Consider the following 21,968-nt stretch of genomic DNA (forward strand, 5'->3'; position numbering starts at 1 on the left):
TGGTCAGGTGGACGTGATCGGAGCAGGCTGACGTGGGACCGGCGCATCGGCGTCGGTCCATTCGTCGCCGATGATCTCCGGCGTGGCGAAGGCTTTCAGGTTCTCGAAATGCCGCTCGCGATCCTCGACGAACAGCGCGCGGACGATGCCGCGCGCGAGCCGGTCGGCGCCCTCGCTGATCGCCGGGATGTCGCCCGAGAGCTTGCCGTGGCTCAGCGTCGCCGGGTAGTTGAAGCCGTGCAGCCGGGATAGCGCAGGGCACGTTCCCGGCACCTTCTCGAGAAACTCGAAGCCGTCGCCGAGATCCGGCGAGTCCGACAGCTCCTCATTGGCCATACCGGCCGGCGCCGGGAAGCGGTCGCGCCAGAACCGGATGTGGGGAGCGAACGCTGCGAGCTCGGGGCGCAGCGCGAGGTCGACCTTGAAGCCGGTGCCGAAGATGATGAAGTCGGTCGGGTAGCGCCCCTTGGGCGTGGTGACGACCACATGATCGTCGTGCTCCTCCAGCGCGAGGATCGGGCTTGCCAAGTGGAATTGCGCCTGCGGAAACGCCGACACGCGCAGCACGCTCGGACGCGGCGGCGGCGTCTGGGCCTTGATGGTGTGATCGAGGAAGCGCCATTTCCATTCATCGGTCAGGCCGGCAAAGCCGTGCACGACGCCCTGGCTGCCGATGCCCGTGAACTTGTTGATGCGCGGAATGTCGGCGCGGCGGATGAACAGGTCGAGCCGCGCGGCGCCGGTCTCGAGCGCGACCGCCGCATTGTCCATGGCCGAGGCGCCGGCACCGACCACGGCGACGCGCTTGCCCTTCAGGCGGTCGAAGTCGATCGTATCAGCGGTGTGGGCCCAGTAGCGACGGTCGATGCTGTCGGCGATCTCGGGCACGAACGGACCGCCGAGGCCGTCGCGGCCGGTGGCGAGCACGACGTGGCGGGCCAGGATCCGGCGCGGTCCCTCGGGGCTGCGGAGATCAAGGGCGAGCAACTGTTCAGCGCGCGCGTCGATGCGCACGACGGTCACCTCGTTCTGCACCGGCAGCTCCAGCATCTTCCGGTACCAGACGAGGTAGTCCATCCACAGCGTGCGCGGGGCGCGGTCGAGGCGCTGCCAGGCTTCGCGCCCATGCTGCGCCTCATAGAATGCGCGGAAGGTCAGCGCCGGCAGGCCGATCGCGGGCCCGGTCAATTCCTTCGGCGAACGCAGCGTGAGCATGCGGGCATAGCTGACCCATGGGCCCTCCGAGCCTGCCGTGGCACGATCGAGCACGATGTGGTTGTCGACGCCCAGCCGCTTGAGCATGGCCGAGGCCGCAAGGCCGGCCATACCGCCGCCCACAATGACGACATCGTGGACCGCGACGCCATCGACGGTGCGGCGAGGCACCCAGGATTTCGCCGGCCATTCCAGCCACGCCAGATCCTGGCGGAGGCGCGCTTCGAGCGCGGCCAGGCCGGTCGCGTTCGGACAGGGATCGCTCATCATGCGGTTCTCTCGACTTGGACGGCCTCGCCGGCGGCCTCGGCAAACGCGGCGGCGCCGTCGTGGAGCCTCGCGCCCGGCATCAGGCTTGCCGCCGCGCGCAGCGCCGCGTTGAGCGCGGCAACGGTCGGCGTGAGCTCGCGCCCGGCGGGCGTGATGGCGGCGAACAGGAACGGAATGGCGACATCGAGCTTGCGCGTGACGATGCCGGTCATCTCCAGATGCGAGGTCAGCACGGGCTCGACGATCGCAACGCCGAGCGACTGCCGGGCCATCGCCACCGCGTTGAGCGAGGCGTTGGTCTCGATCACCTCCTGCGGCCTGACGCCGGCACGCTCGAGCGCCTCGTCGACGCGGCGGCGCAGGCGATAGGGATTGGCCATGGTCAGGAGGCGGCGGCCGCCGAGATCCTTGAGGCGGATCACCTTCTTCTTCGCCAGCGGGTGATCGGCGGCGACGCAGGCGACGCAGGGCACCTCGCAGACCCACTGCACGTCGAGGCCGGGATGCTGGATCGGCAGGCTGGCGAGGCCGAAATCCGCCGACTGGGCCAGCACGGACTGCACGACGTTCTCCGCCGACAGCGACTGCACATGGACCTGGCGCGGCAGCAGGTCGCCGCTCATGGCGGCGAGCGCGGCCGGCACCACGCCTGCGGCGAGCGCGGAGATCGCGGCGAGGCTGAGCACGGGCAGGGCGCCGGCGCCGATCGCCGTGGCGCGCGCGCGGATGTGCCTGAGGCCGAGCAGCAGCCGCTCGACCTCGGCGTGGAACAGCACCCCCTTTGGCGTCGGCGCGATGCGCGGGCCGTTGCGCGCAAACAGCAGGTAGCCGACGTCGGTCTCGAGATCCTGGATCTGCCGCGTCACCACCGGCTGCGAGCGGCCGAGCAGGCGCGCAGCCGCAGTGATGCTGCCGGCGGACATCACGGCGGAGAAGGCTTCCAGCAGCCTGATATCGATCACATCATCATGCATTCCCGGCATTATGCATCCTCTTCAATCTGCTTGAAGCATAAAGTTTCCGCGGCCGATGGCTTATTATTCATCAGAAGAATGACGAAATAATCTTGATGTGAAAAGTGGATTATGGTCGGTTGCGCGGATGACCCCTCCGATTGCTCCCCATTCGGCGATGATGGGCCCGCCGCGCTATCGCCGCGGCTGGGTCGACGACGCCGTCGCGGCCATCGAGGCCGACCAGTGCCGCACCGCGGACACGCATCTGATCCGCCTCATCGTGCCCGCGCTCGCCGGCATCGACATCTACCTCAAGGACGAGTCGACGCATCCGACCGGCAGCCTCAAGCATCGGCTGGCGCGGTCGCTGTTCCTGTACGCGCTGTGCAATGGTCACATCCGCGAGGGCACGCCGGTGGTCGAGGCCTCCTCGGGCTCCACCGCGGTGTCGGAGGCCTACTTCGCGCAGATGATCGGGGTGCCGTTCTACGCGGTGATGCCGCGCACGACGTCGGCTGAGAAGATCGCCGCGATCACGCATTACGGCGGCAACTGCCACCTGATCGATGACGGCAGGTTCCTCTATGCCGAGGCGGCCGCGCTCGCAGCGCGGCTCGGCGGCCACTACATGGACCAGTTCACCTTCGCCGAACGGGCCACCGACTGGCGCGGCAACAACAACATCGCCGAGTCGATCTTCAACCAGCTGCAGGGCGAGCGCTGTCCGCTGCCGGAATGGATCGTGATGAGCGCGGGCACCGGCGGCACCTCGGCCACGATCGGCCGCTACCTGCGCTATCGCCGCCATCCGACGCGGCTGTGCGTCGCCGATGTCGAGCACTCCGCGTTCTTCGATGCCTTCTGCAAGGGCGACTGCGCCCAGACCTGCGAGCGTCCCTCGCTGATCGAGGGCGTCGGCCGTCCGCGCTGCGAGCCGTCCTTCGTGCCGGGTGTGGTGGACCGCATGATGAAGGTGCCGGATGCGGCCTCGATCGCGGCGATGAACGTGCTGACGCGGCGGCTGCGCCGGCCGGTCGGCGGCTCGACCGGGACCAACTTCCTCGCGCTGTGCCGGCTTGCGGCCCAGATGCGCGAGGCCGGCACGACCGGCTCGCTGGTGACGCTGATCTGCGATTCCGGCGAACGCTATCGCCAGACCTACTACGAGCCGCAATGGCTCGCCGCCCGCGGCCTCGATCCGGCGCCGGTCGAGGCTGTGCTCACCGCCTTCCTCGATACCGGCACGCCAATGGGCCTCGATATCCTGGATGCCGACAATCCCTGCCAGATGCGAGGTGCCGCATGACCACGCTGATCGAGAAGCTCGCGGGCATCCCCACGGGCTCGAAGCTCGGTGCCGCGCTGAAGACGCGCGCCGAGGTGCTGCGGCTCAGCGAGGCCGCGCATGATGCCGTGCTGGTGCCGCGCGATCCCGGCGGGCTCAGCCATGCGCTGCGTGCGGCACTGGCAGCACGGATGTGCCGGCACCTCGGCAGCGCCGCGCTGGTCGCGCATTACGACGGCTATCTGGCTCATTCCGGCGATGCCGACGTCGCGGCGCTCGCGCAGCCCGGCGGCGTGAGCGGCGATCCCCGCCAGGACGCCATGGCGCGGCATGCCGACCTGCTCACGCTGTCGCCACGCAACGCGACGCGCGGCGACATCGAGGCGCTGAGGTCCGCCGGTGTCGGCGAGCCCGACATCGTGCGGCTGTCAGAGCTCGCGGCGTTCGTGAACTACCAGCTGCGGGTGGTCGCGGGCCTGGTGCTGCTGAGGGATGCGTCATGAGCAAGCCGGTCCACGACTTTACGGCCAAGGTCCCGGAATGGTCGCCCTATGTGACCCCGGTCGAGTTCGCCAGCGCCACGCCCGCGCAGCTGTCGGCGATGAAGGTCACGCCGTCCAACAAGGGCGTGTCGGCGTATGTGCTGACCTTGGCGCACGATCCGGAATCGCTCGAGGTGCGCTCGCCGCTGTTCAACCTGATCATGTACGGCAAGGACGGCCTGAGCCCCGCTGAGCGCGAGCTCGGCGCGATCGCGGCCTCCGTGGTCAATCGCTGCATCTATTGCACGGCAGTGCATGCCTCGCGGTTCCTGGCCCATACCAAGCGGACCGAATTGATCGAGACGGTCTTCGCCGACGAGCTGCAGGCCAGGCTGCCGCCGCGTGACCAGGCCGTGTTCGACTTTGCCGCGCGGCTGTCGACGACGCCGATCGCGGCGACGGTTGCCGACGCAGGCGTGCTGAAGGAAGCCGGCCTCAGCGAGCTGGAGCAGCTCGACCTGATCCTGTCGGCGGCGATCTTCGGCTGGGCCAACCGTCTCATGCACACGCTGGGCGAGCCGCTCGCCGCGGAGGGCTGACGCCGGGGACGGCCCGCCCGACGCCCGGCATTGTGCCCAATACCTGATCTGGATCAACGAAGCGGGCGCAGAATTGCGCTTTCGTCCCGACCTGCAACAGACCCTTAAGGGGCCGCTGGAACTCTGGCTTCGCGCCGCGGGCAGGGGAAGGACGGATCAGGTGATGGATTACGACAGCTATTTCGACCGGGCCCTCGACCAGCTGCATCAGGAGCGCCGCTATCGCGTCTTCGCCGATCTCGAGCGGCTCGCGGGCCGCTTTCCGCGCGCGATCTGGCACGCCCCGGATGGTCCGAAGGACGTCGTGATCTGGTGCTCCAACGACTATCTCGGCATGGGCCAGCATCCGAAGGTGATCGGCGCCATGGTCGACGTTGCCGCGCGAATGGGCACGGGCGCCGGCGGCACCCGCAACATCGCCGGCACCAACCATCCACTGATCGAGCTGGAGCGCGAGCTCGCCGATCTCCACGGCAAGGAGGCGGCGCTGGTGTTCACGTCGGGCTACGTCTCCAACGAGACCGGCATCTCGACCATCGCCAAGCTGCTGCCGAACTGCCTTCTGCTGTCGGATGCGCTGAACCACAATTCGATGATCGAGGGCGTCCGCAAGGCGGGCACCGAGAAGCAGATCTGGCGCCACAACGACCTTGATCATCTCGAGCAGCTGCTGCGTGCGGCCGATCCGGACCGTCCCAAGCTGATCATCTGCGAGAGCCTGTACTCGATGGACGGCGACGTCGCGCCGCTGCACCGCATCTGCGATCTCGCCGAACGCTACGGCGCGCTGACCTATGTCGACGAAGTCCACGCGGTCGGCATGTACGGCCCGCGCGGCGGCGGCATCGCCGAGCGCGACGGCGTGATGGCCCGGATCGACATCCTCGAAGGCACGCTCGCCAAGGCCTATGGCTGTCTCGGCGGCTACATCGCCGCCAATGCGAACCTGATCGATGCCGTGCGATCCTATGCTCCGGGCTTCATCTTCACCACGGCATTGCCGCCGCCGGTCTGCGCCGCCGCGACCGCGGCGATCCGCCACCTGAAGACCTCGCAATGGGAACGCGACCGCCACCAGGATCGTGCGGCGCGGCTGAAGGCGGTGCTGAACGCCTCCGGCCTGCCGGTCATGCCCTCCGACACCCACATCGTGCCGGTCCATGTCGGCGATGCCGAGAAGTGCAAGGCGGCCTCCGACCTGCTGCTGTCCGAGCACGGTATCTACATCCAGCCGATCAACTACCCGACCGTGCCGCGCGGCCTGGAGCGGCTGCGGATCACGCCATCCCCCTACCATGATGACGGCCTGATCGACGCGCTGGCCGAGGCCCTGGTCGATGTCTGGGACCGGCTCAGCCTGGCGCGCGCGCCGCAGGCGCTGGCGGCGGAGTGACGGCTTCGCCTGTCCTGCCGGGCTGTCACGTCGATCTGTCGGTTTGATCTGCCGCAATGCCGCCCGTGCCCGCGCGGGCGTAGTGTTTGCGATCAGGGAAAATGCCGGTTCGGCCGGGCCCGGCCGGTGCACAGGCGAGGGCTGCCATGGCGAGGATCATCGAGGCGCTGCTGCAGGAGCACGAGAATCTCGAGAAGCTCCTTTCGGTGCTCGAGCATGAGTTGGAGCTGTTCGATCACGATCGGCGGCCGGACTACGATATCCTGCAGAGCATCATCGCCTATTTCGAGGACTATCCGCAGCGCTGTCATCATCCCAAGGAGGAGATGATCTTCGGCAAGCTCCGCGCGCGTGATCCTGCCGCTGCCGCCGCCTATGGTGACGTCGACGACGAGCACGAGACCGAGGCGCAGCGGCTGCGCGACTTTGCTGCTGCCGTGAACGCGGTTCTCGCCGACCAGGAAATCCTGCGCGAAAGCTTTCACGCCGCGGTGCATCAGTTCATCGACAGCCAGCGCGAGCATCTGCGCAAGGAGGAGACGCTGCTGTTTCCGGCTGCGTTGCGCGCACTGCAGGCGGAGGATTGGGCCGACATCGACGCCCGCATGTCCGACCGGAAAGATCCGCTGTTCGACGGCGACGTCGCCGAGAAATTCCACAATCTGGAGCGGACCATCCTGCGCTGGGAGCAGGAGGCGGAGCAGGGGCGTGCGGCCACCGGCTGATGGCGTTTTGCCCGATTGCGCCGGGCAGGCGGAGGACTATAATTCCGGTCCGGGGGCAGGCACTCTTTTGCGGGAGCTGGCTATGGCCGCTTTGGACACAGGACCCGAACCAGTCCGAGGTTCATTGACGACGGGGGCCGCGGACGCGGCCGACACACCCGCGCAGGTCCCGATGTCGCAGCAGAACGTCTTAGGCAGCCACGGCTACGACATGCACCCGCAGGAGTTCGTGCGGCTCTCGGGATGCCAGGAACTCAAGCTCCGCAGTGACAGGAAGCGCGCGCTGCTGCTGAGCTGACGCTCCCGCCGCGTTCTAAACCCTTTAAGATGATGGTCCCTCACCGGATGCATCTCTGCGCCCGTGACGGTCATGGAGGTCGTGATCGTGGTTATTCCGGTGTCCCCGCGTTAACCTATCGTTAGCCAGGTCGCGCGACCCTGAACGCATGCTCCCCCCAGGAGTGCGGCGGAACCGGACGGCCGGAGCCGGCAGTCGCGACAAGAGGCCGGCGGCGTAACGCCCGCCGGTCTTTTTGCTGGGCCCGGCATGAGGCAACTCACCGCATCAATTGCGCCGCGCCAGCGAGCGCAGAAAACCCTGATATTCCTCGTTCAGCTCCATATCGACGGCAGGCGCCAATCTCTGCAGGACGTTGGCAATGAAGGCTTGGTCGTTACGGGATTCTTCCAGCACCTCGCGCAACACCGGCACGTTGTCCTCGATGTGGTGCAGGAAGGCGACGCCCTTCTCGGCGGTCTCGGTCCAACGCGCGCGTGTCCATTTCGCGAGCGGATACATGATCTCGTGGACGAAGTTCGACTTCCGCGCCTTCTCGAAGAAGCGCAGCCCGGCGCTCCAGTTTTCCTTGGCGCGCAGCGGCGGCGGTGGCAGGTCGCCGAGCAGCATCTTCTTGCCGGCCTGGCCGACGAAGTCGTCGAGCGTGGTCGGCGCGTCGATGGTGGCGCGGAAATGCCACAACGCGAACGAGCCCGGAAAATCCTTGCCCATGCTGTCCAGCAGCGCGGTCTCGACCTTGTCGACGGCAGCCTTGTCGCCTTTCAGCGCCGCCGTCATGGCGAAGGCGAACAGCGCGTCGTTGCCGACCTCGTGGACGCCGCCGTTCTTGAGTTGTGCGGCCGATAATGTCGGCGTCTTGCCATCCGGCGGCGGCGTCGCTTCGCCGGCGCGCTGCGCCTTGATGAAGGCCGTGATCTCCAGCCACCCCATCAGGTTGGCGACGAAGGCGTCGGGATCGACGTGCACGATTGCGAGATTGAGCGGCTCCTTGCGCGTTCTCAGCTCCGCCATGTCGGTCATGTCGCACTCCGTCGCCGCGTCTCGCCGGCGTGCCGATCGTTCTGTCGCTTTCACGACACGACGGCGCGTCCAACGGGGTCTGTAGGGACAGGTTAGCAAGAAGGGGGCCACCGCCATCGCAAGGCTGCGGGCCGGAGATCCGGCGCTGCCGCTTTTCCGTGCTCGCGCGATTGCGCCGGCACGGCCTAGGATCGCAGGTCAATCGCACTCGAAGGGGCAATGATGTTCACGCGCGTCTGCAGGGCCGACACGATCGACGAAGGCGGCATGCGCCTCGTCATCGCCGACGCCCAGCTCATCGTCCTCACCTGGCCCGACAATGGGGAGCTGAAGGCGTTCCAGGGCGTCTGTCCGCATACGGCGGCGCCGATGGAGGAGGCCGGTTTCGACGGCCGTGTGCTCAGCTGTCCCGTGCACAATTGGACGTGGGATGCGCTCACCGGCACGCCGCTCCACCCGCAGGAGAGCGCGCTGGCTGAGTATCCGGTGAAGGTCGAGGACGGCGTGGTCTACATCGACACGGACGGGATCTCGCCGTTGTTTGCGGCGCGTTAATCCCCGGCGCCTAGCCCGAGCAAGATGCTCACGGGCGCTTGCCCGGCCGGCAAAACGCCTCTATACGTTCGGCGCGCGCGGCACGGAATCATCGCTTATGGTTCAGCCGATCTCGCAAATCATCGCTTCAACTCGCTGATTTGCTGAAGGTTTTGCCAAGAGCGTGCAAACGGCGATGGCGCCGGGGCAGGTTGCTCCACGCGATCGTGCGTATTGCTCCCTTCGTCTATCGGTTAGGACGCCACCCTTTCACGGTGGAGAGAGCGGTTCGATTCCGCTAGGGAGCGCCACTCAGCGCCGGCCTTCTCGGCCCCCCTCGAGACCCTCGAATGACGGCCCGTCTCTGAGACGGACCACGATCCATCCCGGCTTGCGCCAACGCAACGCGGCGTCTGTTTGATCCGATCAACCGTCCATTAGGGTCCTTGGCTTACTGCAGCGGGCGAGCAGGAGCAGGATGATGGCCGCGCCAAAGAAGCGGGAAGCCCGCAAATCGATGAAGCAGCCGGCGTGGATCACGCTGGATGGCGGGTTCGCCGTGCGCCATTGCGTGGTGCAGGATATTTCCAGCGCGGGCGCCAAGCTGACCCTGGAGGATGCGACCGCCCTGCCGGCGACGATCCGACTGGCCTTCGCCCGCGATGCGCGCACCGGGCGGCTGTGCCAGGTGGTCTGGCGGCGCCGCGCCTCGGCCGGGGTCAAGTTCATCGGCAAGTAGGACAGATCTGCCATCCCGGTGTCGGACCAGGACGTCCGACGTTTTCGGGCAGCGCCATCGGCGAAGATGCGCTAACAAGCAGCCATGTTCAGATCTCTCGCTCTCGGCACGACCGCTTGGCTGATCGTCGTCGCTGTCGCCTTTGCCGGCTCGCCCGGCGCGCCCCTGCCGTCGCCGCAAGCCGCGGGCACGAACAAGTCGGCACCACGTCGCAGCGCAGTCGCAACCAACCCCTGTGCGTCTTACGGCGCCGACTTCGTGCGGGTCGAGGGCACCGACACCTGCGTGAAGGTGGGAGGGGCTGCGCGCGTCGAGATGGGCAGTTCAGTCCGACACTGAGCGGGCGGCGTCCTCACGACAGCGGCGGCGCAATATGCCGGACGAAGCCGGCACGCTGTTCGATCTGCTGATACCAGCGGGTCATGTTGGGCAGCTCCGGCTTGGCCACGCCTTCGACTCCGAACCAGCGCCGCGCATAGGCGCCGAGCGCGATATCCGCCAGCGTGAAACTCTCGGCCTCGACATACGGTCGAGTCGCCAGATGCGTGTCGAGGATGCGCCACGTCGCCGCGGCTTCGTCGGCACTCCTCTGCAAGGCCACCATGTCGCGCTGTGCGGGCGGGGTGCGCACGAGGCCCCAGAACAAGGGCCGCTCGACCGGCTGCACCGTCGACAGCGTCCAGTCCAGCCAGCGCTCGACCGCGGCGCGGTGTCGCGGCATCGGCGGGTAGAGCGGGGTATCGCCGCCGTGGGCGAGGCAGAGATAGCGCATGATCGCGTTGCTCTCCCACAGCACGAAATCACCGTCGACCAGCGTCGGAATCCGGCCGTTCGGATTCATCGCGAGGTAGTCGGCCTCGGTATTGCGGCCGAACTGCATGCCGGCGTCGATCCGCTCGAAATCGAGATCAAGCTCGTCGAGACACCACAGCACCTTCTGCACGTTCACCGAATTCGGGCGTCCCCAGATGATCAGTCGGTTTTCGGCGGGCATGTGCGGCTCCTGCTCTCTGCGCAATGGTTCTCGTTGATAGCGTATCCCATGCAAAAAGCCCCGCCATGGGCGGGGCCTTTCGGTTGAGCGAATAGCTTACGGTGATCAGCGGCCGAAGAACAGCCACAGCAGAATGATCACCGGGATCGGCACGCCCAACAACCACAACAGAAGTCCTCGACCCATCTCGGCCTCCTCGTATCTCTCCGTCATTCGATCGGAGCGACAACGCGAGGGGGGCCTCGATGTTCCGTCAGGGTTCGCAGGGCAGCGCTCACCAGTGTCCGGTGTTCGGCATCGACAGCCAGGGCTCGGCGGGAGTCTTCGGCTCGCCCTTCTGCAACAGCTCGATCGAATGCAGGTCAGGGGATCGGACGAAGGCCATGTTGCCGTCGCGCGGCGGCCGGTTGATGGTGACGCCGAGCTTCATCAGGCGATCGCAGGTGGCGTAGATGTCGTCGACCTCATAGGCGAGATGGCCGAAGAAGCGGTCCTCGCCATAGGTCTCCTCGTCCCAATTGTAGGTGAGCTCGACCAGCGGAGCGCCGCGCGTCGGCGGCAGGCCCTTCAGCAGGTGTTCATCTTCGGGTGCGCAGAGAAACACCAGCGTGAAGCGTCCCTTGTCGTTCTCGATCCGGCGCACTTCCTTGAGGCCGAGCGCATCGGAATAGAACTTGAGCGCGACGTCGAGATTGCGCACGCGCAGCATGGTGTGGAGATAACGCATCGTTTCTGTTCTCCCTGAACTTGAAGCGGACGTTCAACCGCCGCCGGTGGACGTCGATCCATAGCAGCAAATCGTTCTCCGGCGCATCAGGGCTCACCGCGCGCCGGCTTCGCCTCGCGCGGAATTGTCGTCGTCGGGCAAAGGTCCCGCTCGTTGCAGGAGGTTTCGGGCGTCCCCTGGCATACCGCGAATCCCTATTTTGGCAGTGATTCGCGGTGTCCACGCATCGGCGCGATACGGCCGCATCAGGGTTTTTTGGGGCTTTTCGACTGTCATGTGCGGCCAAAATCACGCATGAAAGTCGAAAATGCCTAGAAATATAGGGAAAAATGAATCACGTGATCCATTCGACGAGCATCGCAGCTTGACTTCTCCGCGCTCCGTTGGAATTTTGGCGCCGCTCTGGGTGCTTCGGGGCCCCTTGAAATGCAGGAGAATCCCGAAAAAACGCGGGGTGATACGCCACCAGACGACTCAAAGTCACGGCTGTGCAATGCAGCCAGAAAGCCCCGACCCGTCTGCGCAGCAATGCGCTGATAGCCGCGAAGTCGTCTCGTCATTCATCGGTACCAATCCTAAGGAGATACGATGGCTACCCAACTTTCCAAGTCGCAGCTGATCGAGAAGATCGCGACCACGACCGAACTGTCCAAGCGCGACGTCAAGAACGTCGTCGAGACGCTCACCGACGTCGGCCACAAGGAGCTGAAGAAGAACGGCGTGTTCCTCGTTCCGGGCTTTGCGAAGTTCGTCGTCGTCAAGAAGCCGGCCGTGAAGGCGCGCAAGGGCACCAACCCCTTCACCGGCGAAGAGATGATGTTCAAGGCCAAGCCGGCCCGCAAGATCGTGCGCGCCCGCCCGGTCAAGGCCGCCAAGGACGCGGTCGCCTGATCACACTGTCACGGTGGTTGATCGAGATCAGAGGCCCCCTGCGAAGGGGGCCTTTTTTCATGCGCAAGGCCGGGCCCAGTCAGGCGATCGCATGCTGAAACGACAGCAGCGCCAGCGCGACGGAATATCTTCGTCGCCTGGCGCCACCCTCGTAGACTGGGCCCTGAAATCCCCAGTACTCATCTGTCTTGGCCAGCCGCCAGAAGGTTCAAGAGAAGTCGCGGTAAGATCGACGAGCCGGCGGACCACGTCGGTGGCCCGCGCTGGACGTGCGTTCCAGGCGAGAAAGCATTTTCGGAGCGCCTTTGAGCCCCTTGGGGACAAGCCCGCGCATGCTGCGCGGCAAGCCGTTGATCCCAGCCTGGATACCGAGCTCGGGCGCGCTGTGGATATGCTGCGGATTTTCCGGGGATAAACGGCGCGGCTCAGTTTCATACGCCGCCGGAGCCGGGATCTTGGGCGGCGTCCGCGACCCCCTCCGATCCGGTCGCCATCATCTCAGGCCCGTGATGACGCGAGGCGAGGACAACGAAGCCACCATAGCCGAGGATATTGAACAGAAGTTCCAGCCAAGATTCCATCGCGATCCTACCCTTGCTCATGAACCCCTTGACGGGGCGAACGTTCCGGCGCCGCACGGGCAGGGTGGGGTCCTGCAACGATTTCGAGGCCTCCGCGTTGATTGGACGCATGTGACTTGGAGGACATCGGTCATGAGAAAAGCATTGGCCGTTCTCGCGACTGCCGGCGCCGTCGCCACCGCTCTCGCCGCTCCGGCGCCGGCACAGGCGCGTGGCATCGGCCCCGGCCTAGCGTTCGGTTTGGCTGCGGGCGCGTTGACGGCGGGTGCGCTCGCAGCGTCGCATCCCTACTATTACGGCCCGGGCTACGGCTACTACGACGACGGCCCTCGCTATGCGTATGGGCCGGGTCCGTACGCCTATTATGGCGGTCCGTACTATCATCGGTATCACCACTGGCGCCATCACTGGTGAGTGCGAACACGACGCGGCGGCGGAAGAGCCCGGACGGCACATGCCTCCGGGCTCTTCTTCTGTGTCTCTGATCCTCGCGGGTCTGATTGTCTCGAGGAGGTGCGCGGGCCGGCTACTCCGCGGCCTCGCCACGATTCGCTTTGCGCCAGGCCCGGCTCGCGAATTCCTCGCGCTCGCGTGCGAACTTTTCCTGCGTCGATTTGAATACGGCAATCCTTGCCGTGATGTCGGCGCGCTCCTGGGCGCGCCGATCGTCCTGCGTCTCGTTCTGTCCCACGGATCCTCTCTGCTCCGGTCGATGTCCGGCGAGCCTCGCCATGAGACGCATGACAAACTACCTGGCGAATCGCTGGCGTGATGTGCGTGCGCGATTGAGGCGTGATTGCGGACGAGCGGATGTGGCGGCGTGCAGCCGCGCGTTCGGGTGGGGATAGCTCCGTGAAATGAAGCATCGCAAACATCTCGCGGTGGCAGCCGGCGCGATCGACTCGCGCCGCGTGCACTGGGCCCATGCCCGAATGGTTCCAGCGCACGCGAGGTGGCTCAAGGACGCACGGCCCGTCAACGTCGCGGAGGTTTCGCCGGCGAGACCATGGTAGGATGACAGGACTTGATGCGAGGTCCCTCATGTTCAAGGTCGTGCCCGATGATTGCACCTGATCTCCAGGACGCAGTGGACCGACTGGGCGATATGATCGCCGCCGCCCGGGTCATCGTGCCGTTCACCGGCGCCGGCATCTCGACAGAGGCCGGGATTCCCGACTTCCGATCGCCGGGAGGGCTGTGGACCCGCAACAGGCCGATCGATTTCGAGGAATTCGTCGCCAGCCGGGATGCGCGCGACGAGGCATGGCGCCGGCGTTTCGCAATGCAGGAGACGTTTGCCGCGGCGCGACCCGGCCGCGGCCATCGTGCGCTCGCGTCGCTGTACCGGGCCGGCAAGATCCCAGCCGTGATCACCCAGAACATCGATAATCTGCACCAGGAGTCCGGCTTTGCGCCGGATCACGTCGTTGAGCTGCATGGCAACACCACTTACGCGCGCTGCATCGGCTGCGGGCAACGTTATGAGCTTGCCTGGGTGCGCCAGCGTTTCGACGGCGATGGTGCCGCGCCGGATTGTCCTGTTTGCGCCGAGCCGGTGAAGACGGCGACGGTGTCCTTCGGTCAGGCGATGCCGGAAGACGAGATGCAGCGCGCGGCCGAGCTCGCGCAGCATTGCGATCTGTTCGTCGCGATTGGCTCATCGCTGGTTGTATGGCCGGCTGCGGGCTTTCCGTTGATGGCAAAGCAGGCAGGCGCGCGACTCGTCGTCATCAATCGGGAACCTACCGATCAGGACGACGTTGCCGACCTCGTCATCCATCAGGACATCGGCGAAGTACTCGGACCATTCGTCCGTAATTGAACGGAAATTGATGCATTTTTGCCTGCAACTCTGTTCATATGCCTCAATGAATCCGATTTTTGTCTATGCGCGGCACAAGGGAATGTTATCTTTTGATTCGAGAGATTCGCGTGACTCGTCGGGGTACAAATGATGAGTGCGCGCATGAGGACGCCGTTGCAGGGGTGGCGGCTGATAATTCATCTGTGAGGTCCGGGGTTATGGGGTCGGACGGATTTGAGTCCAAAAAGCTTGGAGTACCGGTGGCTGGTGCATCTGCACCATCCCGGCTCGGAGCGGAGTTTCAGGGCGGCGTTGAGCGCGACTCGGCAATCGATGCGTTGACTGGTCTCGGCGAGAACCTCGTCGAAATCGGCGGCGTCATCAAATGGTTCGACGCGTCGAAGGGATACGGCTTCATCGTTCCCGACAACGGCTGGCCCGACGTGCTGCTGCACGTCACGGTGCTCAGGCGCGATGGCTATCAGACCGCCTATGAGGGGGCTCGTCTGGTGGTTGAGTGCATCCAGCGCGCGAAGGGCTATCAGGCCTTCCGTATCGTCTCGATGGACGAGTCGACGGCGATCCATCCGGCGCAGATGCTGCCGCCGCGTACCCATGTCACGGTGACGCCGACCAGCGGGCTGGAGCGGGCCCAGGTCAAGTGGTTCAACCGCCTGCGTGGCTTCGGCTTCGTGACCTGCGGCGAGGGAAGCCCGGACATCTTCGTCCACATGGAGACCCTGCGCCGGTTCGGCATGACCGAGCTGCGCCCCGGCCAATGGGTGCTGGTCCGCTACGGGCCGGGCTCCAAGGGCATGATGGCGGCGGAAATCCATCCTGAGGCGGGGTCGCCGGCGCTGTCCTCGCACTGAGCAGAACGGCCCCAAACCCAGAGATATCGAGGCCCCAAGGCGCCCTGCCTGGGGCCTTTTCGTTCGGGCGGCAATCCGCGGCGTGTCCGCGGTCTTGCTGCGGAGGCCGCGACCGTGTAGTGACGTGGCCTTCCAAGGACAGTGGTCCTTGAGAACATCGGGGTATAGCGCAGCCTGGTAGCGCGGCAGTTTTGGGTACTGCAGGTCGTTGGTTCGAATCCAGCTGCCCCGACCACTTCGGCCTTTGAATCTCCTCCACTTTCTCCATGCGATTCCGACGTGATTCTGACGGGCGGTTCTTACGCCGTTCCCTCGGTCTTGAAGGTTGCAATGATGGCTTCGGCCTGCAGACGAGCGGTCGGAAGGTAGCTCCGAATGACGTCCATGACTTGGTCGTGGCTGCCTTGGTCGAAACAGCACAGGCAAGCGCCCATCATACCCATGCTCGTGCCGACTGTGAACGAGAAGGCCTGCTCCGAAATACTAAGCGCCCTGAAGTCGGAGTTCTGCCGCATGCTGAGCAGCAACTCGGCAACCTGCTTGCGGAACGGATCGGCCTCGCGCTCGGCAGGATCGCTTGCATCAAACTTCTCCATCTGAACCTCCGCTCGTTCGCGACTGCTTGCGCGCCTCGGCCGGCGCCTTGATCTTGTTGCTGCGACGGCGCGGATGTAGCGGACCGTCGTCGACTCCTGCGTATGGGGTAGGCTGGCCTTGAGCAGGTCGATATCGACCATGGCTTCCTAGGTCTCGGTGATGCCGCCGACGCGCGCGTCCATGCTCTGCACGTCACCCGGAATGCCGGCCGCCGTCGCGACCTGGCGCCACCAATCTGCGTAGGAGCGGTAGCGGATCGGCAGACCGTACTCGTCCTTGATGATGACGCCGATGCACCGCTCGACCGGTACCATCTGCATCAGCCGAAACAAAATAGGTCGTAGACCTGCAGGTCGAACTCGACCGCGGCGCGATATTTCGACTTTGAGGTGCGCGTGCGCCAACGCCAGCCGGGGTGGCGTCCCAGGTGAAGAAGCCGCGCCAGGTCCCTTCGTCGAGATGCAGCAACGAAATCCCAGAGGGATGGCGGCCATCGGCGCGGCGCGGCGCGACAGCCGGTCGCCGATGATGTCCTTCTGGCGCAGCATCAATTCGAACGCCGCCGTGCCGATGGCCATATACAGCGGATATCGAGCAGCTCGCGGCACAGGGCCTTCTGCTCGGTCTCCTTGGGCTTCTGGACTGCGGCGGCCTGAGGCCTCTGGCGCCGCGGGAACGCTGGACAAGGGCCCGCGCTCGGGCATCATTGTACCATAACCTCCTAACGCAGGGTTTCCCAGCTTGGCGCCACATGATACCGCTGAGGTATCAGGGGACAGGCGAACGAGTCATGGAACGTAACGGGGGGCTGCCGACCTATTGCATCGTCCTGGTCGTGCTGGCGTATTTAACCGGTGCCGTGGCCTATAGCGCCAGGGGCATCTCGATCGCAGGCTGCCGCGTCGCGCCGCCCGGCCACTTCATCAGCCTGTGCGGATCTCCGAAATTCGGTGACTACGAGCACGACGCATTCTGGTTTGGGCTCGAGCCGGCCGCGTTGGAGAACCTCAAGGCGGCGGACGTCGTTTTCACCGGCTCGAGCCGTACCATGTTCGCGTTCTCGACCTCCGAGGTGCAATCGTATTTCGCCGCGCGTGGCCTGCGCCAATTCAATCTCGGCTTCAGCGGCGAGGATGGGCAGGCCTTCTTCGCCCGCTTGGCGGTGAGGCATCAGCTGCACCCACGCATGCTCGTGATCGGCGTCGACCCCTATTTCAGCAGGCGCTTAAGTCCGGCCGCCTCGGCGGCGATCTATGACTGGCTCGAGGTCGGGCATCTCCTGGTGAAGCAGGCGCAGATCGCCTATCGATCGACGCTCTGCGAGTGGCAGATGATCGATTGCAGTTCGGTGCAATACACCGCGTTCCGATCGGCCAGCGACGGCTATTTCGTGTGGCGCGACGTGCTGATGCCCGATGCTGAGCACCCGCGGCCGCACGAGACGCGCGCCCGCGATTTCCAGGTCGACGTCCGGCGCGACGCGCGGACGGCCAAGCGCTTCCTCTCGCGGATCGGCATATCACCCGATTGCGTCGTGCTGGTGCCCATGCCTCTCCCGGATATCTGGCCGAAGCCGGATCCGGTCAAGCGGATCGCCGACGCCATCGGGGCCGTGTACATCGATGCCGACACCGGCGACGATCTGACCCTGGTCGACGGGATGCATCTGTCGTACTGGAGCGCGAAGCGCTTCTCGGCGGCGTTCCTGCGCGCGCTCGATCACATGCCGCAGACATGCCTCGGCGCCGCGCCGCCGCAGGTCACGGCCTTTCGGCCGGCCCGCTAGAACGTTCTCGCAAAACCCGGCGCATCGCTTTGGCGCACGGGGTAGTAGCGCTCGGGCCGGCCGCCGCAGCGCTCGCGCAGATGCAGGCCGGAGCCGTGAGCCGGTTCGTGGCTGCTGCAATGGCAGGGCCAATAAAAATTCGGATGCTCCCGCAGCGGCAAGACCCGGGAGCATCCGAAGTGGTGCGGGTGAATCCGGGGAAGGAACATCCGCCGGGCTTCACATCATCTGAATCCAAATCTCGCGTCTTTGCGCTAAATCAAATCAGACGCCCGGCCTGCGGGCGGCCCGACAGAGGCGCGTGCCAGGCGTCATCGGCATGTCCCACCTTCGTGCCGGCGACGCTCCGGCCGCGCACCACAGGCGCGGTGCGCGAACCATGTCTCGGCTCACCCTGTCAGTGCAGTCAGGACGCCGCAGGGGTCGTAGAGGAATCCGCTGCGAACCGATACGAACGTCAGTCCCGGAATGCTAGCCCGCGGTGCCCGTCGCCACGCGGGGCGGCGCCATCTTGAAGTGCTGCTTGGCATAGGCGACGATCTGGTGATCGGTCGGATGATCGGCGGCTTCCACTGCAACGATGCGCTTCCCGATCGCAGGGTGCTTCTCGCGCAGGTGCTTGGCAAGCTCCGTCTTTGCGCTCGCCGGGCCGATGATGAGGATCTCACCGGCGTCATTCAGCGCGCTCGCAATCGCCTCGAGAAAATCCTTGTCGGGCGCTGCGTGGCCGCTGCCCGTCGTGTTTGCCTTGTGGTGCAGATGCTGGGTCTGCAGGTGCGGATGCAGCGTCAGTTCGTCGGCGCCCGTCAGGCCGATATGAAACAGCTTGGCCTGGCTGTGATCGAGCCACACGACGGCGTGGAAATGGGTCGGCATGATCTGGTCCTTGTCAGCAAGTCGCCGCGTTGGCGGCAGGCGCGCTCGGTGAGAACGCGCGCCGCCGAGGGCGGCGCCATTTCTGATGCGAACCTTACCGAGCCCGGATCGAGGCCAGCTTGATGCAGGTCAACCGACACGCGGCCTCGTCGCGCGGCGCGTTCACGTTCGGGCTCACTTCGGCGCGGGTGGCTTCGGCAACGGCTTGTCCTGCCGTTTCGACCACGAGATGTAATAGGCCACCGTGGTCATGATCGCGATACCAGCTGCGCTGACGAGGATCTGGGCGAGCAGCGAGCCCGAGCTCAGCATCAGGGTGAAGTGGCCGATGAAGGACAGGAACACGCCGACACAGAACACCGCGAGCGACTGCTGGCCGCATACCACAAGCGGATCGAATGCCTTCCATTCCAGGCCCGACCATTCCTTCGGCACGAAGCGGATGACCAGGATGACGATGACCACGAAGTGCACGAAGCGGTACGGCGCGAGGTTGGTCTTGTCGTTCGGATTGAACGCGCCGTAGAGCCACTGCGGAAACATCGCGCCGAAGTCCGGGAATCGTCCGGCCATGGTCATGACGAGCGCGAGCAGCATGTAGGCGACGCAGAAATACAGCGTGGCCGGTGCCATGATGATGCCCATGGAGCGGCGGGCGCCGCCGAGGGCGCACCATGAGCCGAACACGAACAGCACCTGCCAGCAATAGGGATTGAAGTACCAGGTACCGGCCGGATAGGCGGCGAAATTCCAGCCCATCTGACGGGCGAGGAGCCAGAGGACGATCGAGGCGATCATCGTCAGGTCGGGCTGGCGCAGCATCATCCAGAGCACGGGCGGGAAGAAGCCCATCAGGATGATGTAGAGCGGCAGCACGTCGAGATTGACGGGCTTGAACTTGAGGATCAGGCCCTGCGCCAGCGTATCGCTGGCATGATCGACGAGGCCGGCGACGTTGAACTCGTCGATGATCTCGGAAACCCCGAACCGGGTCGCAAGATAGCTGATCGCCACGATGTAGATCACGAACAGCACGATATGGGCGACGTAGAGCTGCCACACCCGCTTGAACAGGCGCGTAGCGCCGACGAGGAAGCCGCGGTCGATCATCATGCGCGCATAGACGAAAGACGCGGTGTAGCCCGAGATGAACACGAACAGGTCGGCGGCGTCGCTGAAGCCGTAATTCCGGGTCGTGATCCAGTTCACCACGTTGTCCGGGATGTGATCGAGGAAGATCGCCCAGTTGGCGATGCCGCGAAACAGGTCGAGCCGAAGGTCGCGACCTCTGTCGGGCAGCGTGGCATTGATTTTCATGGCCGCTTCAACGCGCTGTTTTGAATGGAAAACGTTCGGGAGCAGGGAGGCGCCGTGGCAGTCGACCGAGATTGTCACGGGACGGCAGAATGACTATACGGAGCACGATAGACGGTCACGTCCAGGATGGGAATCACCGTTCGTGCCGAAAGTTGCCTGTACCCCATCCCGGCCGCTTCCGCCAAACGCATCACGACCGCTGCTTCGAGGGCCCTTCCAGCCATGACCGCACGCATTTTCAAGCCCGCCAAGAACGCGATGCAATCCGGCAGGGCTAAGACCCGGGACTGGCAGCTGGACTATGAGCCGGAGCAGCCTCGCGCCGTCGAGCCGCTGATGGGCTGGACCTCCTCCTCGGACATGAAGCAGCAGGTCACGCTGCGCTTCGACACCAAGGAAGAGGCGGTGGCCTATTGCGAGCGCAAGGCCATTCCCTACCAGGTGATCGAGCCGAAGGAGCCGGTGAAGCGGCAGATCGCCTATGCCGACAACTTCTCGTTCCGTCGCGGCGAGCCCTGGACGCACTGAATCGCGGCTCACTGAAGCGGGACGCATTGACCCGCCGTGCGGCGCCGGCGCCTCGGTCCATACGATTATCCGGCCGCCGGTCCGCTCGGGATCGGCAGCGGCGCATCCTTGGATTGACCCAGCACCGGGAAGCTTCTGATGGCGCGGACGCCGGGCAGCGCGGCAAACTGCCGAAGCTGCCGGCTCATGCCCTCGACGCCGGTCGAGACGCATTTCAGCAGGAAATCCGCATCGCCCGACAGCCGCCAGCATTGCTGGACCCAGGCCAGCGGCGCAATCGCGGCCTCGAACGCCTCCAGCGCGCTTTGATGCTGGCTGTCGAGCTGGATCGAGACGAACGAGACCACCCCGTAACCGAGCGAGCGCTCATCGATCGTGGCGCGGATCGACTTGATCACGCCGCTGCTGCGCAGCGCGCGGACGCGGCGCAGGCAGTTCGGATGGGAGATCCCGACCCGGTCGGCGAGCTCATTGTTGCGCAGCCGGCCGTCAGCCTGCAGCTCTGCCAGGATTTTGCGGTCGATCTCGTCGAGGTCAGGGCGCTCCGCCATCGGGGTCGAGCCCGTTCAGCCGGGGGTGTGGCCGGACTGGCCGCCACCGACCGGTGCAGGCTCAGCGCTCCGGGGCATGACGCCGGAGAGGACGAGCTTCTCATGCGCCGCGATGATGGCGTCCTTGGTCAGGCGGCCGCCCGGACGATACCAGCTGCACAGTCCGGTCAGCAGCGACAGGATCGCGAAGGTCGCGACCTGAACGTCGACCACGTCGAACACGCCTTCGGCGACGCCGTCGGTGAGGATGTCCGCGAGCCGGCGCTCGTAAGCGCCGCGCAGCGCCACCACCGCCTCATAGTTTCGCGGATCGAGGCTGCGCAGCTCCGAATTGGCGATGAACACCTCGCGCTTCCTGGTCATGTGATAGCCGACGTGGAAGGCGACGAAGACCCGCAGCCTTTCGACCGCGCCGTGCCTGTCGCGCAGCGCCGCTTCGAGCTCGCGCAGGAGGTCGTTGATGTGGTCCTGGATCAGCTCCGACAGCAGCTCCTGCTTGGTGCTGATGTGATTGTAGAGCGAGCCGGGCTGGATGCCGACCTCGGCGGCGAGCTGGCGCAGGCTCATCGCCTCATAGCCGTGCTGGAAGATCAGCCGCAGGCCGGCCTTGCGGATCGCCTCCATCGTCGTCGGACCATGCGACCCGATCGTTCGTGCCATCTCATCCTCGCCGGATCGTCCCGCGGGTGCCGGTCGGAACGACCTGACACGAGCAGCGTCCGTGGTGGGGGTCTGAAAACGCTCGTATTCTCAAGAAGCTGATGCTCGGCCCAAACCATACAACAATCCGCTTGAGAATAGAATTTAAAAACGTATGATCGTTTAATTCGAGAACGATGGACGGTCGGCAGCGACCGCCGCCGCGGGGCAGGGAGGACAGCATGCCGGCAAAGATGTTACATCCGAGCCCGCAGCGGCCCGAACGGCC

The 21,968-nt window shown here is 65.3% G+C and carries 28 protein-coding genes and 2 tRNA genes; 17 read left to right on the top strand and 13 right to left on the bottom strand.

What is annotated here, in order from left to right; all coding sequences use genetic code 11:
* Positions 1–3 precede the first annotated feature (3 nt).
* On the bottom strand, positions 4–1,482 hold the full coding sequence (locus LQG66_RS04470; protein ID WP_231327687.1) for an NAD(P)-binding domain-containing protein: 1,479 nt from the start codon (positions 1,480–1,482) through the stop codon (positions 4–6).
* Entirely contained in the window at positions 1,482–2,459 is a 978-nt protein-coding gene (locus LQG66_RS04475; RefSeq protein ID WP_231327688.1) for a LysR family transcriptional regulator, read from the bottom strand. Before LQG66_RS04475 ends, LQG66_RS04470 begins: the two co-directional genes overlap by 1 nt.
* 127 nt (positions 2,460–2,586) lie before the next feature.
* Here LQG66_RS04475 and LQG66_RS04480 point away from each other — a divergent pair, with 127 nt between their 5' ends.
* From LQG66_RS04480 to LQG66_RS04505, 6 genes are all read left to right on the top strand, one after another.
* Positions 2,587–3,747 carry a PLP-dependent cysteine synthase family protein gene (locus LQG66_RS04480; RefSeq protein ID WP_231323828.1) on the top strand — a complete coding sequence of 387 codons (1,161 nt, stop codon included), beginning with the start codon at positions 2,587–2,589 and terminating at the stop codon, positions 3,745–3,747.
* Complete coding sequence (locus LQG66_RS04485) at positions 3,744–4,229, top strand: CMD domain-containing protein (protein WP_231323830.1); 486 nt, start codon at positions 3,744–3,746, stop codon at positions 4,227–4,229. The genes LQG66_RS04480 and LQG66_RS04485 overlap by 4 nt, the downstream gene beginning before the upstream one ends.
* A complete protein-coding gene (locus LQG66_RS04490; protein ID WP_231323832.1) occupies positions 4,226–4,807 on the top strand; it encodes a peroxidase-related enzyme in 582 nt (193 codons plus the stop codon). The genes LQG66_RS04485 and LQG66_RS04490 overlap by 4 nt, the downstream gene beginning before the upstream one ends.
* 163 nt (positions 4,808–4,970) lie before the next feature.
* Complete coding sequence (gene hemA, locus LQG66_RS04495; RefSeq protein ID WP_231323834.1) at positions 4,971–6,200, top strand: 5-aminolevulinate synthase; 1,230 nt, start codon at positions 4,971–4,973, stop codon at positions 6,198–6,200.
* A gap of 146 nt (positions 6,201–6,346) precedes the next feature.
* Positions 6,347–6,925 (top strand): hemerythrin domain-containing protein, encoded by a 579-nt coding sequence (locus LQG66_RS04500; RefSeq protein ID WP_231323836.1) that lies wholly within the window; start codon positions 6,347–6,349, stop codon positions 6,923–6,925.
* Positions 6,926–7,049: 124 nt separating this feature from the next.
* Positions 7,050–7,223: a hypothetical protein gene (locus LQG66_RS04505; protein WP_425601287.1), complete on the top strand. Its 174-nt coding sequence runs from the start codon at positions 7,050–7,052 to the stop codon at positions 7,221–7,223.
* Between the two features lie 267 nt (positions 7,224–7,490).
* Here LQG66_RS04505 and LQG66_RS04510 read toward each other — a convergent pair whose 3' ends face one another.
* Positions 7,491–8,243: a hypothetical protein gene (locus LQG66_RS04510; protein WP_231323841.1), complete on the bottom strand. Its 753-nt coding sequence runs from the start codon at positions 8,241–8,243 to the stop codon at positions 7,491–7,493.
* 222 nt (positions 8,244–8,465) lie between these two features.
* Here LQG66_RS04510 and LQG66_RS04515 point away from each other — a divergent pair, with 222 nt between their 5' ends.
* From LQG66_RS04515 to LQG66_RS04530, 4 genes are all read left to right on the top strand, one after another.
* A complete protein-coding gene (locus LQG66_RS04515; RefSeq protein ID WP_345778953.1) occupies positions 8,466–8,798 on the top strand; it encodes a monooxygenase system ferredoxin subunit in 333 nt (110 codons plus the stop codon).
* A gap of 215 nt (positions 8,799–9,013) precedes the next feature.
* Positions 9,014–9,088, top strand: a tRNA-Glu gene (locus LQG66_RS04520).
* A gap of 170 nt (positions 9,089–9,258) precedes the next feature.
* Positions 9,259–9,516, top strand: coding sequence for a PilZ domain-containing protein (locus LQG66_RS04525; RefSeq protein ID WP_231323846.1), 258 nt, complete (start codon positions 9,259–9,261; stop codon positions 9,514–9,516).
* Positions 9,517–9,600: 84 nt separating this feature from the next.
* Positions 9,601–9,855 (top strand): porin, encoded by a 255-nt coding sequence (locus LQG66_RS04530; protein ID WP_231323848.1) that lies wholly within the window; start codon positions 9,601–9,603, stop codon positions 9,853–9,855.
* A 13-nt stretch (positions 9,856–9,868) separates the two neighbouring features.
* On the opposite strand, the gene LQG66_RS04535 is transcribed toward LQG66_RS04530, so the two are convergent.
* A complete protein-coding gene (locus tag LQG66_RS04535; protein ID WP_231323850.1) occupies positions 9,869–10,510 on the bottom strand; it encodes a glutathione S-transferase family protein in 642 nt (213 codons plus the stop codon).
* 274 nt (positions 10,511–10,784) lie between these two features.
* Positions 10,785–11,237: a VOC family protein gene (locus tag LQG66_RS04540; protein ID WP_231323852.1), complete on the bottom strand. Its 453-nt coding sequence runs from the start codon at positions 11,235–11,237 to the stop codon at positions 10,785–10,787.
* A 588-nt stretch (positions 11,238–11,825) separates the two neighbouring features.
* On the opposite strand from LQG66_RS04540, the gene LQG66_RS04545 reads away from it, so the two are divergent.
* The gene (locus LQG66_RS04545; protein ID WP_231323854.1) at positions 11,826–12,128 is read left to right on the top strand and encodes an HU family DNA-binding protein; all 303 of its coding nucleotides are present in this window, start codon (positions 11,826–11,828) and stop codon (positions 12,126–12,128) included.
* Between the two features lie 431 nt (positions 12,129–12,559).
* Here the strand turns inward: LQG66_RS04545 and LQG66_RS04550 are convergent, their stop codons facing one another.
* A complete protein-coding gene (locus LQG66_RS04550; protein WP_231323856.1) occupies positions 12,560–12,787 on the bottom strand; it encodes a hypothetical protein in 228 nt (75 codons plus the stop codon).
* Between the two features lie 54 nt (positions 12,788–12,841).
* Here LQG66_RS04550 and LQG66_RS04555 point away from each other — a divergent pair, with 54 nt between their 5' ends.
* Positions 12,842–13,123, top strand: coding sequence for a hypothetical protein (locus LQG66_RS04555; protein WP_231323859.1), 282 nt, complete (start codon positions 12,842–12,844; stop codon positions 13,121–13,123).
* 112 nt (positions 13,124–13,235) lie between these two features.
* Here the strand turns inward: LQG66_RS04555 and LQG66_RS04560 are convergent, their stop codons facing one another.
* Positions 13,236–13,400, bottom strand: a complete 165-nt coding sequence (locus LQG66_RS04560) for a hypothetical protein (protein ID WP_231323861.1) — start codon at positions 13,398–13,400, stop codon at positions 13,236–13,238.
* A 369-nt stretch (positions 13,401–13,769) separates the two neighbouring features.
* On the opposite strand from LQG66_RS04560, the gene LQG66_RS04565 reads away from it, so the two are divergent.
* The 3 genes from LQG66_RS04565 to LQG66_RS04575 all read left to right on the top strand — a co-directional run bounded on the left by LQG66_RS04565 (position 13,770) and on the right by LQG66_RS04575 (position 15,620).
* Positions 13,770–14,531 (top strand): SIR2 family NAD-dependent protein deacylase, encoded by a 762-nt coding sequence (locus LQG66_RS04565; protein WP_231323863.1) that lies wholly within the window; start codon positions 13,770–13,772, stop codon positions 14,529–14,531.
* A 200-nt stretch (positions 14,532–14,731) separates the two neighbouring features.
* Complete coding sequence (locus LQG66_RS04570) at positions 14,732–15,385, top strand: cold-shock protein (protein ID WP_231327689.1); 654 nt, start codon at positions 14,732–14,734, stop codon at positions 15,383–15,385.
* A gap of 158 nt (positions 15,386–15,543) precedes the next feature.
* Positions 15,544–15,620, top strand: a tRNA-Pro gene (locus LQG66_RS04575).
* Positions 15,621–15,684: 64 nt separating this feature from the next.
* Here the strand turns inward: LQG66_RS04575 and LQG66_RS04580 are convergent.
* The gene (locus LQG66_RS04580; RefSeq protein ID WP_231323865.1) at positions 15,685–16,122 is read right to left on the bottom strand and encodes a hypothetical protein; all 438 of its coding nucleotides are present in this window, start codon (positions 16,120–16,122) and stop codon (positions 15,685–15,687) included.
* A 6-nt stretch (positions 16,123–16,128) separates the two neighbouring features.
* On the bottom strand, positions 16,129–16,689 hold the full coding sequence (locus tag LQG66_RS04585; RefSeq protein WP_231323867.1) for a hypothetical protein: 561 nt from the start codon (positions 16,687–16,689) through the stop codon (positions 16,129–16,131).
* Between the two features lie 83 nt (positions 16,690–16,772).
* On the opposite strand from LQG66_RS04585, the gene LQG66_RS04590 reads away from it, so the two are divergent.
* Entirely contained in the window at positions 16,773–17,768 is a 996-nt protein-coding gene (locus LQG66_RS04590) for a hypothetical protein (RefSeq protein ID WP_231323869.1), read from the top strand.
* Between the two features lie 471 nt (positions 17,769–18,239).
* Here the strand turns inward: LQG66_RS04590 and LQG66_RS04595 are convergent, their stop codons facing one another.
* Both LQG66_RS04595 and LQG66_RS04600 read right to left on the bottom strand, forming a co-directional pair.
* Positions 18,240–18,644: a translational machinery protein gene (locus LQG66_RS04595; protein ID WP_231323871.1), complete on the bottom strand. Its 405-nt coding sequence runs from the start codon at positions 18,642–18,644 to the stop codon at positions 18,240–18,242.
* 174 nt (positions 18,645–18,818) lie between these two features.
* Positions 18,819–19,961 carry an OpgC domain-containing protein gene (locus LQG66_RS04600; RefSeq protein WP_231323873.1) on the bottom strand — a complete coding sequence of 381 codons (1,143 nt, stop codon included), beginning with the start codon at positions 19,959–19,961 and terminating at the stop codon, positions 18,819–18,821.
* Positions 19,962–20,183: 222 nt separating this feature from the next.
* Here LQG66_RS04600 and LQG66_RS04605 point away from each other — a divergent pair, with 222 nt between their 5' ends.
* On the top strand, positions 20,184–20,489 hold the full coding sequence (locus tag LQG66_RS04605; RefSeq protein WP_231323875.1) for an ETC complex I subunit: 306 nt from the start codon (positions 20,184–20,186) through the stop codon (positions 20,487–20,489).
* 65 nt (positions 20,490–20,554) lie between these two features.
* Here the strand turns inward: LQG66_RS04605 and LQG66_RS04610 are convergent, their stop codons facing one another.
* Both LQG66_RS04610 and LQG66_RS04615 read right to left on the bottom strand, forming a co-directional pair.
* Positions 20,555–21,040 carry an Lrp/AsnC family transcriptional regulator gene (locus tag LQG66_RS04610; protein ID WP_231323878.1) on the bottom strand — a complete coding sequence of 162 codons (486 nt, stop codon included), beginning with the start codon at positions 21,038–21,040 and terminating at the stop codon, positions 20,555–20,557.
* Between the two features lie 15 nt (positions 21,041–21,055).
* The gene (locus LQG66_RS04615) at positions 21,056–21,700 is read right to left on the bottom strand and encodes a TetR/AcrR family transcriptional regulator (protein ID WP_231323880.1); all 645 of its coding nucleotides are present in this window, start codon (positions 21,698–21,700) and stop codon (positions 21,056–21,058) included.
* Positions 21,701–21,968: the final 268 nt, after the last annotated feature.

It is taken from the genome of Bradyrhizobium ontarionense, from assembly GCF_021088345.1.
GTDB lineage: Bacteria > Pseudomonadota > Alphaproteobacteria > Rhizobiales > Xanthobacteraceae > Bradyrhizobium > Bradyrhizobium ontarionense.